At 70.5% G+C, this 13031-nt stretch carries 7 protein-coding genes; 3 read left to right on the forward strand and 4 right to left on the reverse strand.

All coding sequences use genetic code 11. The features are described from left to right. Nucleotides 1–5 precede the first annotated feature (5 nt). From fxsT to ACLQ25_RS13145, 4 genes are all read right to left on the reverse strand, one after another. Nucleotides 6–3917, reverse strand: a complete 3912-nt coding sequence (gene fxsT, locus ACLQ25_RS13130; RefSeq protein WP_425731154.1) for an FxSxx-COOH system tetratricopeptide repeat protein — start codon at nucleotides 3915–3917, stop codon at nucleotides 6–8. A gap of 12 nt (nucleotides 3918–3929) precedes the next feature. Further along, a complete protein-coding gene (locus ACLQ25_RS13135; protein ID WP_425731155.1) occupies nucleotides 3930–5171 on the reverse strand; it encodes a TIR-like protein FxsC in 1242 nt (413 codons plus the stop codon). Nucleotides 5172–5428: 257 nt separating this feature from the next. Then, nucleotides 5429–8068: a discoidin domain-containing protein gene (locus tag ACLQ25_RS13140; protein ID WP_425731156.1), complete on the reverse strand. Its 2640-nt coding sequence runs from the start codon at nucleotides 8066–8068 to the stop codon at nucleotides 5429–5431. Between the two features lie 326 nt (nucleotides 8069–8394). Further along, complete coding sequence (locus ACLQ25_RS13145; protein ID WP_425731157.1) at nucleotides 8395–9597, reverse strand: ROK family protein; 1203 nt, start codon at nucleotides 9595–9597, stop codon at nucleotides 8395–8397. Between the two features lie 237 nt (nucleotides 9598–9834). Here ACLQ25_RS13145 and ACLQ25_RS13150 point away from each other — a divergent pair, with 237 nt between their 5' ends. The 3 genes from ACLQ25_RS13150 to ACLQ25_RS13160 all read left to right on the forward strand — a co-directional run bounded on the left by ACLQ25_RS13150 (nucleotide 9835) and on the right by ACLQ25_RS13160 (nucleotide 13028). Continuing rightward, the gene (locus tag ACLQ25_RS13150; protein WP_425731158.1) at nucleotides 9835–11133 is read left to right on the forward strand and encodes an ABC transporter substrate-binding protein; all 1299 of its coding nucleotides are present in this window, start codon (nucleotides 9835–9837) and stop codon (nucleotides 11131–11133) included. Nucleotides 11134–11203: 70 nt separating this feature from the next. After that, nucleotides 11204–12196 (forward strand): carbohydrate ABC transporter permease, encoded by a 993-nt coding sequence (locus ACLQ25_RS13155; RefSeq protein ID WP_425731159.1) that lies wholly within the window; start codon nucleotides 11204–11206, stop codon nucleotides 12194–12196. Beyond that, nucleotides 12189–13028 carry a carbohydrate ABC transporter permease gene (locus ACLQ25_RS13160; protein WP_425731160.1) on the forward strand — a complete coding sequence of 280 codons (840 nt, stop codon included), beginning with the start codon at nucleotides 12189–12191 and terminating at the stop codon, nucleotides 13026–13028. The genes ACLQ25_RS13155 and ACLQ25_RS13160 overlap by 8 nt, the downstream gene beginning before the upstream one ends. The last annotated feature ends 3 nt before the right edge of the window (nucleotides 13029–13031 follow it).

Here is a 13031-nt window from a genome sequence, read left to right on the forward strand (position 1 = left end):
CGCGTCTACAGGAGCGCCGGTTCGATGTAGGCGTTGGAGCGTTCCCGCTGGCGGGCCTGCACGACCCGGGGATTGTCGCCGCCGAAGAGCTGCACGAGCTGCCCGAACGCCTCGTCGTAGAGCGCCCGGCCGGCGTCCGCCTCGCTCTCGGTGCCCTGGCGGCTCAACGCGAGGTTGACCGACGCCGAGAGGGTGTCCGGATGCTCGGCGCCGAACGCCCGGGTCAGCTCCACGTACGCGGTGGTGTCCAGCAGCAACGCGCTCTCCCGGTCACCGAGGGCGAACAGGTCGTTGGCCAGGTTGAGGGTGGCCAGCAGGGTGTGCGGGTGCCGCTCGCCGAGGTTGGCCAGCAACTGGTCGCGGACCCGCTGGGACAGCTCCCGGGCCTGGGCGTGGTCGCCCTGCTTGCGCAGCAGCACGCCGAGGTTGTTGAGGCAGGCCAGGCTGATGGCGTGCGACTCGCCGAGCACAGCGTTGTAGCTCACGCTCAGGCGACGTGCCAACCGTAGGGCCGTCTGGTTGTCACCCACCGCCGACCAGGTCGTGGCGAGGGCCATCTCGGCCGAGAGGGTGTCGGCGTGCTCGGCGCCGAGGGTGCGCTGGTAGCGGACCACCGTCCGCTCGATCAGCCGGTGCGCGTCGGTGAAGCGGCCGAGCTGACGCAGCGTGAGCGCCAGCTCCTTGGCGGTCCGCAGGGTCTCCGGATGGTCCGGGCCGTTCACCTTCTGCTGGCTGGTGTACGCGCGTTGCAGGACGCTGTGCGAGCGCCACAGATCGCCGGTGTCGCGCAGGCCGCGCCCGTAGTTGCTGGCCGAGGCCAGGGTGGACGGGTCCTCCTCGCCGAAACGGTCCCGCCGCCGTTCGTGGATGTGCTGGTCGAGCACGGCCGCGCCACGGAAGTCACCGACCAGCCGCAGCGACACGGCGAGGTTGTTCTCGGCGATCAGCGTACGGCCGCTGTCGTCGCCGAAGCTGCGCACGCTCAACTCCAGCGTGCGCCGGTCCCGCGCCTCGGCGTCGTGGTAGAGCCCCTGGGCGCGCAGGTCCGCGCCGACGCTACGGGCCGTCATCAGGGTGTAGAGGTGATCCTCGCCGAAGATCCGCCGCTGCCGCTCGTAGACGTCCCGGTCGATCTCGTACGCCCCGTCGAAGTTGCTCTGCGCGCGCAGCACGTTCGCCAGGTGGAAGCGCATGCGCAGCCGGGTGGGGTCGTCCTCGTCGGTGTCGCGCCACCCGGTCAGCGCATCCTCGGCGAGGGCGCGGCTGCTGTCGTAGTCGCCCCGCCGGTAGAGGTAGCGCACGATGTCCACGACGAGCTGACGCGCCTCGTCCAGGGTGGACAGGTGCAGGCCGCTGGGGCGTACGTGCGGCCACAGCTCGGCGTACTCGGGCCAGTTGACCGGCTTGTCGGGGTCTCGGGGGTTGGCGGCGGCGAGCAGCAGTTGGGCCTGTCGGCGGGCCTCGACGGGATCGCTGAGCTGGTCCTGGATGACCAACTGGACCAGCCGGTGGATCCGTACCGTGTTGTTCTCGGCGTCGACCTGGGCCAGGCCGTAGCGGCCCAGCTCGGCGGTGACCAGGCCCTGCAGGATCGGGTCGGTGAGCGTCGGGTCGATCGGCGCCATGAAGCTGGCGAAGCGGTCACCGGTGAGCATGGCGACCGGGATCGGCTCCGGCGCGTAGAACGAGCACAGCTCCAGCAGCCGGGCTGCGGCCGGCTTCTCCTCACGCAACTGGCCGAGGGTGAACAGCCAGGTGGCGGCGAGCGCCTTGGAGTAGCCGGCGGACTGCCGGCCGTCGAGGATGCGCAGCAGGCCGGGCGTGTCCAGCGAGTTCAGGTACTTCTCGACCTGCATGGCGCTGGCCCGCAGGTACGCGGCGCCCTGCTCGACCGCGAGCGGCAGGTCGCCGAGCTTCTCGGCCACCTGGGTCGCCTCGGCCTCGCTGAGCCCACGGACCCGGTCACGCAGCAGTTGGACGCTCTCGGCGCGGTCGAACACGGTCAGCTCGGTCGCGGTGGCGTACTCGCTCCAGCTCTGGTCGCGGGTCGTGAGCAGGACGTGGCCGGGGCCCTGCGGCAGCAGCGCGCGGGTGGCGTGGGTGGGCTTGTCGACGTTGTCCAGGATGATCAGCCAGCGCTGGTCGGGCCCGGCGCGGCGCAGCGCGTCGAGCACCCGGCGGGCCGCCTCGGCGCCACCGCCGGTGCCCAGCCCCATCGCCTGCCCGAGGTCGCCGAGGCCGCCGCGGATGCGGTCCTCGCTGTCCGCCGGGATCCACCAGACCAGGTCGTACCCGCGGCCGAAGCGCAGCGCGTACTCGGCGGCGAGCTGGGTCTTGCCCACACCGCCGAGGCCGTGCACGACCTGGATCGCCGAGTCCGGCGAGGTGGTGAGCCGGTCGCGCAGCGCTTCGAGTTGGGCGGCCCGCCCGACGAACGGGGTGCCGTGCTGGCGGACGTTGGAGATCGCCGGGAACGGGCCGGGGAAGCGGCCGACCACGCGACCGCCGGCCATGGCGGTCGTCCCTCCGGCCGCATCCAGCAGGCGGGTTCGCGCGGTGGACGGGTCGACGTCGGTGAGGTCCACCGGGCTGTGGTCGCTGTACGGCATCGTCATCCGCGACTCGTCGACGCGCAGCGGCACCAGCGCGCCCGCGTCGCCGAGCTGGTCCCGGCCGGTGGCGTTCTTCCACACCTCGCCGGCCAGGGGCGTACTGGCGTAGTGCCGGGTGAGGACGGCCAGCACCCGGCTCGCGCCGCTGACGGCCCGGTCGAACTCGGCCCGCCCGCCGGAGAGCACCGGCACGTCCAGCGCGCGACGATCCACCCGCAGCCCGGCGTCCTCCAACTGGTCGGTGATCCACTCGGCCCAGAGCCGGTCGGCCGAGGCGTAGCTGAGCAGCACGGCCTGTTCGGCGGTGAGCCGGCTGCGCTCGAACTCGGCCAGCGAGCGGCGTCGGTCCGCCTCGCCGATCGGGTGCAACTGGGTGATGCGCCCGTCGGTGATCACCGAGGCGAGTTGCTCGTACGCGGCCAGCAGGGTGCCGGCCTGCTCGGGCCGGTCACCGAACGCGGCGAGGATCTCCTCGTAGGCGTAGAAGGTGCGGTAGGGCACCTCGATGGTGTTCCAGTAGCGGGCGGCCGCCGCCTCCGAGAGGTGGTCGAGGAACGGGGCGAACTCGGCCCGTACCAGGTCGCGACCGGTCTCCAGCTTGCGCAGCTCGGCGTCCTCGACGCGCATCGGCACCGGCAGCAGCAGCGGCGGGTCGTCCGGGCGCTGACTGCGGATCGAGCGGGCCACCGCCGCCGCGCCCCGGATGCTCTGGGTGGACATGGTGAAGCAGTTGACGACCAGGTCGGGCAGTTGCACGGTGCAGATGCCGGCCACGTCACTGAGGCCGGTGCGGCTGTCGATCAGCACCACGTCGTACTCGGCGCGCATCTGCGCCCGGACCGCGTCGATGAACGACGCGCCGCCCTGACGCTCGTAGAAGTTGGCCCAGTCGAAGGTGCTCACCAACCGGGAGTACGCCGAGTCCTGCTGGCCGGCGGCCACAAAATCGATCACGCCGCCGTGGCTGAAGTCCCAGTTCAGCGAGACCGCACGACGTTGGATCTTGGCGTGGCTGCTGGGGAGTTCCTGCGAGTCCTCGTCCCGGTTGCGCTGCATCGTGGCGATCGAGTAATCCCAGATCATCTCGATGACGCCCGGGGTGGCGCGCAGCTCCTTGTCCCGCAGGAACGGGTGGAAGTAGCGGTGCAGACCCGGAGACTCCAGGTCCCAGTCGACGACCAGCACCTGCAGGCCCTGACTCGCGAGGATCCAAGCCACGTTGGCCAGCGCCATCGTGCGGCCGGTGCCACCCTTGTACGAGTAGAAGGTCACGATCTGGCCGCGTGCCGTCTCGTTCAGCGCCATGACATGCCTCCCCTAGGGACCTTCGAGGATCGGGCGGGTACCGGGGCCGTCGGTGGGCGGCTCCTGGTAGACGGTGCCCGTACGGTAGATCCGGCCCTGTTCGACGACCAGCACGTCCTCCAGCTCCTCCTGGAAGCGTGCGCAGGTCGCGATCTCGGTGCGCCACACGTCGCGGGTGTTGTGCACCAAGTGGTACGGGAGCACCCGGGCCAGGGTGTCCCACATCTTGCGGTTGCCACCGGCGGCCGCGTCGTCGGCGGCCGTCCACGGCACCAGCACCGGCGCACGGGGCGCGGTCACCTCGCGGTCGTGACGCATCAGGCTCTGCTTATAGCGCGGCAGGTCGGCGGACCAGACGTCGACCACCAGCACGACGATCTGGTTGTGCGCCCGCGCCCACTCCCGTACCGCCGCCAACTCCTCGGCGTCCTCCACCGTCCAGCCGTAACTCTTGGTGGTGGCGATGGCCCCGGCCCAGCTGCCGATGGGCACCTCCAGCTCGGGCTGGTACGGACGCCAGTCCCGGGAGACCGCGCCGTAACGGTCCTCGGCCCCGGGGCGACTGCCGGCGAGCTCGGCGGAGCTGCCGGCGACCAGGACGATGTGCACGTGCCGCGCGCTGGTGGCCCGCTGCACCGCCGTCGTCGCGGTGGCGCCGTCGTACGCCTGCGGCCGTGGCGGCAGGTTGAAGGCGCTCGTCACCTTGGACAGCACCGGGCGCTGCGCGGGCCGGCGGAGCTTGTGGTCCCGGGCGGTCTGCACGATGTGCTTGGCGAGCGCGTCGACGAAGTCCTCGTAGTCGTCCTCGTGCCGTTTGCGCTGCTTGAGGGTGAGCAGGCCGTCCTGGGCGTACGCGGTGCCGGTCGGGAAGTTGCGGTACTGGTAGCCGGCGACCGCCGGGGGCAGCTTGTCGCACGGGATCCACTGGACCGGCACGATCGCGGGTGGACGGACCTTGAACAGCCGCTCGTGCTCGTCGATCCGGTCGGCGAAGACCCGGAACTCCCGACCGCAGTAGTCGCTGACGACGTACCGGGGTGAGGTGAGCGCGATGAGACAGGCGCTGGTGGACAACGCGTCGGACAGCGTGTCCGTCCAGGTGCTGCCGAGCAGGATCTGCCCGTCGATGAATCCCGCCTCGTCCCAGCGGACGGCGGCCAGCCCGGCCACCGCGTCACTGAGATCGCCGAAGAACTTCTGGATCTGACCGTTGCGGTTGTCCTCTTGGGCGTAGCTCAGGAAGAAAAGTGGCACGCCCGCCTCCGCTCACGGGTTCCACGACCGGTAGGCACAGTATAGGACCGTCGATGCCAGCCCACCCGAGCCGCGATCATCAGCGCGGGCGCGCGGAGAGTCGTATGCCCGACGCTTGCGGGTGGCCGACGACGTGGCGTACGCGGACACGACCGTGGCCGGCCCGGTCTTCGGCGGGACCGGGCCGGCCTCGGCCCTGGGTACGACCCGCGCCGGCCCGGTCAGATGAGTCGACCGGATCGGCGCGGGCGTCCCGGTCAGGGGTAGTTCGTCAGGTACACCGTCTGATTGGCCGCGTTCGCGGTGCCACCGGCGTTGTTGATCACCCGGTTGATGGTGCCGACGCCACCGAGCGAGACGGTGACCATGTTGGTGAAGCGCACGTTCGAGTTGACCGGCACCTCGAAGGAGTGCTCCTCGACCACGGCGGGGTTGACGTTGAAGTAGCTGTAGCTGCCCAGCCCGAACGCCTGGTGGCTGGTCACCGAGTCGGCCACCTTGTAGGCGGCGTAGCCCCGGGTGGACCCGTTCATCCAGGCCGCCTGGTTCGGCACGTCGTACGGCAGTTCGTTCTGGTAGAAGTACGTCCGCCCACCGTTGCCGTTCCAGATGGTCTGGTACTTCTGGTAGTGCTCGACGAAGAGGCCGTACATGGTGACGTCGTCGCCGTTGACGGTGAGCCCGGTGTCGGCGGTGTTCAGCGTCCACCCGGTAGGCACGCCCTGGGCGGCGTGGTCGGCCCGCCACAGCCACATGTGGTCACCGATCACGTTGTCGCTGTTGACGGTCAGCGTGTTGGTGGCCTTGCCGACGAGGGGACCGCCGATGCGGAAGAACACGTCGTGCAGCGAGGTCGGGTTGCTGGCGTGGCTCGCGGACGAGCCCGACGGGCCGACCTCCATGAGCACCGGCGAGTTGGTGGTGCCGGCCTCGAACATGATGCCGGCGACCTTCACGCCGTCCACGTCGGCGACCCGCATCCCGACGCTGCCGTTGTCGGCCTGGATGGTGGCCAGGCCGAGGCCGAGGATGACCGTGTCGGCCCGGTTGACCTGGATCGGCTCGGTGACGTGGTGCACGCCCGGGGTGAAGAGCAGGTGCTTGCCCTGGGCGAGGGCGGCGTTGATGGTTGCCGCGCTGGTGCCGGGCTGGACGACGAAGAACTGCGACAGGGAGATCGACGAGCCGGCCGGGGTCTTGTTGTACCAGCTCGTGCCGGTGGAGTTGGTGCGCACGGCGGGCACGAAGACCCGGTACTCGCCGCTTGCCGTCACGTAGAGGAACGGCTTCTCGCGGACCTGCGGGGTCTGCGCGATGACGGTGTGCGACGGGTTGGGGAAGCTTGGCGGCGGAGCGCCGTTGACACCCTGGAAGACCATGTTCCACACCGAGCCGGTCCAGCCGTTGCCGAACTCGCTGTTCCGCGAGTACCACTGCTGCTGCGAGCCGGAGACGACCAGGCCGTCGATGCGGGTGTCGGCCAGCAGGCCGCCGCTGGACCAGCCGTCGCCGCCGTTCCAGAGCTGGATCTGGTTCTGCGCGCCGCGCAGGTGCATCCGCCGGTACGGCGCGGCCTGCGACACCGCCCACCGCTCCACGCTCACGCCGGACGGCAGGGTCACCGAGAGGTTCTCCGCGGCCCGCCAGAAGTTCTGGGTGGCGTTGCCGCCGAACCAGGTTGCCTCGGCCCGGACGTGGCCGTTGAGGTTGACGTCGTCGGGGCTCATGCCGAGGCCGGCGACCTGGGTGAAGAAGCCCAGGTTGACGTCGGCGGTGTAGGTGCCCGGCTTGAACAGCACGGCGTAGCGCTGCGCGCCGAACTGGTTGGTCTCCTGCTGGGTGAAGATGGTGTTCAGTCGACTCTGGATCGTCGACGTCGGGGTGCTCGGGTCGAAGACGTACGTGTTCGCGCCGAGGTTGGGGTTGTACGGGTCGGTCGTGCCGACCGGAGGATCGGTGGTGCCGCCGCCGGTCGTGTTGACCCCCAGCTCCCACAGCGAGTAGCCGTAGGCGGTGCCCCGGGCGGTGCCGTACACGCGCAGGTAGCGTCCGGTGCCGGTGACGGTGAGGCTCTGCGTGCCACCGGTGGCCGTGGTGGTGGAGTAGGTCGTGGTCCAGGTGGACCCGTCGGCCGAGGTCTGGAGCTGGAAGGCCCGGGCGTACGCGGCCTCCCAGGTCAACGTCACCCGGCAGATCGTGCGGGTGGTGCCGAGGTCGACGCGCAGCCACTGCGGGTCGCTGGCGGCGCTGGCCCAGCGGGTGCCGGTGTTGCCGTCGACGGCGGCCGAGGCGGGGGTGCCGGCGTTCTCGGTGGACGAGGCGGTCACCGGGCTGCCCTGCGCCACGTTGGCGCTCCCGCAGGTGGACGTGTCGCCGCCGGTCTCGCCGTAGACCTGGAACTCCCACAGGGAGTAGCCGTAGGCGGTGCCCCGGGCGGTGCCGTACATCCGCACGTACCGGCCGGCGCCGGTCACGGTGAGGTTCTGCGTGCCGCCCGCGCCGGTGGTGGTCGAGTAGATCGTCGTCCAGGTGGCGGCGTCGTCGGAGGTCTGGATCTGGAAGGCGCGGCCGTAGGCGCCCTCCCAGAGCAGGTTGACCTGGCTGATGGTGGCCCGCGCGCCGAGGTCGACCTGGAGCCACTGCGGGTCGCTGAAGGCGCTGGCCCAGCGGGTGCCGGTGTTGCCGTCGACCGCGGCCGAGGCGGGGGTGCCGGCGTTCTCGGTGGACGAGGCGGTGGCCGGGCGGCCCTGCGAGAGCAGGGTGGGGGCGGCCTGCGCGGGCGCCGTGGCCACCGCCGGGGTCAGGGCTGCCACCAGGGCGACCGCGACTCCGGTGAGGAGGTGCCGAACGGTCCGTCGCCGGGGACGCGGGCGTACGGATGTAGCACGAGATGTCATGACATCGCCTGTCGATAGGGCGTTACGGACGCCGTGCGGGTGGGGTCGGTCTTCGCCCGTGGTGCCGTGGGTGGTGCCGCCGATGCGACGCCGCGGGGGAGAGGAGAGCGCTCTCGTAGGAGTGTTGCGGCGAGATTGCGGCGGCGTCAAGACATCGATCTATAACTTCGTTATTTATCCCGAGAATCAGATTTTGTGTAATTCCGCCCCAGCCCCACCCGTCCCCCGCCAGAAGCTGACTCCCAGTGATCAAGAGGTTGGCGTCAGAAACCACGCCCGGGATGACGCGAACCTCTTGATCACCGCACCGGGGGCGGGGGTGGGGGTCAGGTGGGGCGGACGCCGCCGGCGGTGAGGAAGCGGGCTATCGGGAGGGTGGCCGCGCCGAGGGCCACCGCGTCGACGCCCAGGCGGCACAGCTCGATCGACGCCTGCTCGTACGGCTGGCGCAGCGCCTGCCGGCCGGCGGCCGCGCGCACGGCCGGCAGCAGGTCGCCCAGCGCCATCGCCGCCCACCCGCCGAGGACCACCCGCTCCGGGTTGAACAGGTTGATCAGGTTGGCCACCCCCGCGCCCAGGTAGCCGGCCGTGTCGTCCAGCACCCGTCGGGCGGTGGCCGAGCTGTCGGCGGCGGCGACCAGAGCGGCGAGCTGGGACTCCTCGTCCTCGCCGGGCACGGCGCGTCCCCGACGGGCCTCCCGGTAACGGTCGATGATCGCCTCCGCGCCCACGTACGCCTCGAGGCAGCCGCGTGCGCCGCACCGGCACGTCCGGCCGCCGTACACCAGGGTGGTGTGGCCCCACTCCCCCGCGCTGCTGGACGCGCCCCGATAGGTGGCGCCGTTGGTCACCACGGCGGCGCCCACGCCCGACCCGACCAGCGCGAAGACGGCGTGCCGGGCCCCGCGCCCGGCGCCGAACCACATCTCGGCCTGCCCGAGGGTCTTCGCGCCGTTGTCGATGTGCAGCGGCAGGTCGGTGCCGGCGCCGATGAGGCGTTCCAGCGGCACCCGGTCCCAGCCGAGGGCCTGGGCGTGCACGACGGCCTCGTCGCCCTGCTCGACCACGCCGGAGACGCCGATGCCGACGCCGAGCACGTCGGCGGTGGCCACGCCGGCCCGGCCGGTCACCACCTCGATGCCGGCCAGCACGTGCCCGGCCACCAGGTCCGGCTCGGTACGGGCCGGGTCGAGCGGGTACTCGACGCTGGCGAGCAGCGTCATCGCGAAGTCGAACAGCTCGACCCGGACCCGGGTCTCGCCGACGTCCACGCCGATCACGAAGGCGTACCGGGAGGCGACCCGCAGCAGCATGCTGGGTCGGCCGCCGTCGGACTCGGCGGCCCCGGCCTCGACGACGATGCCCTCGTCGATCAGGTCGGTCACCACGTTGCTCACCGCCGGCTGGCTCAGCCCGGTGCTGCGCACCAGGTCCTGCCGGGTGAGCGGGGCATCGAGGAAGAGCTTCGTCAGCAGGGCGGACCGGTTGCGCAGCCGGACGCTCCGGTTGGTGGCACGCGCCAGCTCCACTCGTCACCTCGTTCCCGTCGGCCGTAGGTGGCGACTGTAACCGCACCGTGCTTGACGACCCACCGGCCAACCACTTTAATGACGACATTCATTAAGCCGTGATGTAACTCCCGGGAAACGCCGAAGGACCTCCGCCGGCGCGTCCGGAGAAACCCCGTCCGCAGCCGACCGCCGTCGCCTCACCCCTATCGACGACGACGGTCGGCGGACCCCCACCACGAACCGGAAGGGCTGACCGTGTCGAGACGACACCTCGGGATATTCGCTGCCGCCGTACTGGCCGCCGCATCGCTGACCGCCTGCGGCGGCTCCGGCGACGACTCCGCCTCCTCGCCCAAGACCCTCACCTACTGGGCCAGCAACCAGGGCGCCAGCCTGGAGGCCGACAAGACCACCCTCCAGCCCGAACTGGACAAGTTCGAGAAGCAGACCGGCATCAAGGTCAACGTCGAGGTGGTCCCCTGGTCGGACCTGCTCAACCGGCTGCTCGCCGCCGCCACCTCGGGCAAGGGCCCGGACGTGGTGAACATCGGCAACACCTGGTCGGCGTCGCTGCAGGCCACCGGCGCGCTCGTCGAGTTCGACGACGCCGCCCTGACGGCCGTGGGCGGCAAGGACCGGATCGTGCCCGCCGCGCTCGCCGCCGCCGGCGCGCCCGGCAAGCCGCCGGCCGCCGTGCCGCTCTACTCCATGGCGTACAGCCTGTACTACAACAAGAAGATGTTCGCCGACGCGGGCATCACCGCCCCGCCGACGACCTGGGAGCAGGTCGTCGAGTACGGCAAGAAGCTCAGCACCGGTGGCAAGTGGGGCCTCGCGATCGAGGGCGCCAACCCGTCGGAGAACGCCCACCACGCGTTCACCTTCAGCCAGCAGTACGGCGGCGAGTGGTTCGACTCGGCCGGCAAGCCGACCTTCGACACCCCGCAGAACGTCTCGGCCATCAAGCGCTACATCGACTTCATGGCCGCTGACAAGATCACCAACCCGAGCAACGCCGAGTACGCGCAGAACCAGTCGGTCTCGGACTTCGCCAACGGCAAGGCCGCCATGCTGCTGTGGCAGTCCGCCGGCTCGAACCTGAAGACCCAGAACATGGCCGCCGACGCGTACGGCGTGGCCCCGGTGCCGTTCCTGGCCAACCCGCCGGCCGGCGGCAAGAAGGTCAACAGCATGGTGGCCGGCATCAACATGGCCGTCTTCAAGCACACCAAGAACAAGGACGGCGCGCTGAGCTTCGTCAAGTTCATGACCAGCGACGAGGAGCAGACGATCCTCAACAAGACGTACGGCTCGCTGCCGGCAGTGAAGACCGCCGGCGCCGACCCGGCGTTCAGTGCCCCGGAGCAGAAGAGCATCCAGGAGACCCTGGTCACCACCGCGGCCCCGCTGCCGCAGGTGCCCGAGGAGAGCACCTTCGAGACCCTGGTCGGCACCGCGATGAAGGAGTTGTTCGCCGACGCGGCGAGCGGCAAGCCGGTCACCGAGGCATCGGTGAAGGCGAAGCTGACCGACGCGCAGCAGAAGATGCGCTGACCCACGCAGCGCCGGTGGCCGTGGTCGGGCTCGTCGCCTGACCACGGCCACCGCCTCCGAGAGGACCCCGATGGCAACCAGCACCACCGCGCCGGACGCCGACCGGCGCGCACCCCGGGCCGGGTCACCCGCCCGGGGGGCCGCCCGCCGGCCGCGCGGCCCCCGCCGTTCCCTCCTGCCGTACCTGCTGCTCGCGCCGGCCATCGTGCTGGAACTCGCCATCCACGTGATCCCCATGGTGGTCGGGGTCTGGATGAGCATGCTGGAGCTGACCCAGTTCCACATCCGCGACTGGTCCACCGCACCCTTCGTCGGCCTGGAGAACTACCGAGCCACCCTCGACTTCAACAGCGCCGCCGGCAAGGAACTGCTGCACTCGTTCTGGATCACGCTCGCCTACAGCGTGCTCTCGGTCGGGTTCGCCTGGCTGCTCGGCATCGCGGCGGCCGTCGTGCTGCAGAAGCCGTTCCGTGGGCGGGCCATCCTGCGGGCGCTGTTCCTCACCCCGTACGCGCTGCCGGTCTACGCCGCCGTGATCACCTGGAGCTTCCTGCTGCAGCGCGACACCGGCCTGGTCAACCACGTGCTCGTCGACCAGCTCGGCCTGCTGAACGAACGGCCGTTCTGGCTGATCGGCGACAACAGCTTCTGGTCGCTGCTGGTGGTGTCGGTGTGGCGCAACTGGCCGTTCGCGTTCCTCTGCCTGATGGCCGGTCTGCAGAACGTGCCCGGCGAGCTGTACGAGGCCGCCGCGATCGACGGGGCCGGGTTCTGGCGTCGGCTGCGCTCGGTCACCCTGCCCATGCTGCGGCCGGTGAACCTGGTGCTGCTGCTGGTGCTGTTCCTCTGGACGTTCAACGACTTCAACACGCCGTTCGTGCTCTTCGGCGGCTCCGCGCCCGCGCAGGCCGACCTGATCTCCATCCACATCTACCGCAGCTCCTTCAAGACCTGGGACTTCGGGTCGGGCTCGGCGATGTCGGTGGCGCTGCTGCTGTTCCTGATGGTCGTCTCGGCCGCGTACCTGCTGATCACCAACCGCCGGAGGGACGACCATGCGTGAGACCGCCGGTGAGCGCTGGGGCCGACGCATCGTGCTGACCCTGCTCACCCTCTTCGTCGTCACCCCGCTCTACGTGATGGTGACCTCCGCGGCGAAGCCGCTGCGGGACGTGCAGAACGGGTTCACCTGGTGGCCCAGCCGGCCCACCCTGCAACCGTTCGTCGACATGTGGAGCACCGTGCCGCTGGCCCGCTACCTGGTGAACAGCCTCGTGGTGTCGAGCCTCGCGGCGGTCTGCTCGGTCGCGATCGCCATCTTCGCCGCGTTCGCGGTCAGCCGGTACCGGTTCCGTGGCCGGGGCGTCTTCACCGTGACGGTGCTGTCCACGCAGATGTTCCCCGGCATCCTGTTCCTGCTGCCGCTGTTCCTCATCTACGTCAACCTGGGCAACGCCACCGGCATCGAGCTGTACGCCAGCCGGACCGGCCTGGTCATCACGTACCTGACCTTCTCGCTGCCGTTCTCGATCTGGATGCTGGTCGGTTACTTCGACTCGATCCCGCGCGGCCTGGACGAGGCGGCGCAGGTCGACGGTGCCGGGGCGCTCCGCACGCTGTTCCAGGTCATCCTGCCGGCCGCCGTGCCCGGCGTGGTCGCGGTGACCGTGTACGCGTTCATGACCGCCTGGGGTGAGGTGCTGTTCGCCTCGGTGATGACCGACGAGGGCAGCCGCACCCTGGCGGTCGGCCTCCAGGGCTACTCGACGCAGTTCAACGTCTACTGGAACCAGATCATGGCCGCGTCGCTGGTGGTCAGCATCCCCGTCGTCGCCGGGTTCCTGGCCCTGCAGCGGTACTTCGTCGCCGGTCTCACCGCCGGCGCCGTCAAGTGAGTC

Source organism: Micromonospora sp. DT44, assembly GCF_049841635.1.
Lineage (GTDB): Bacteria > Actinomycetota > Actinomycetes > Mycobacteriales > Micromonosporaceae > Micromonospora.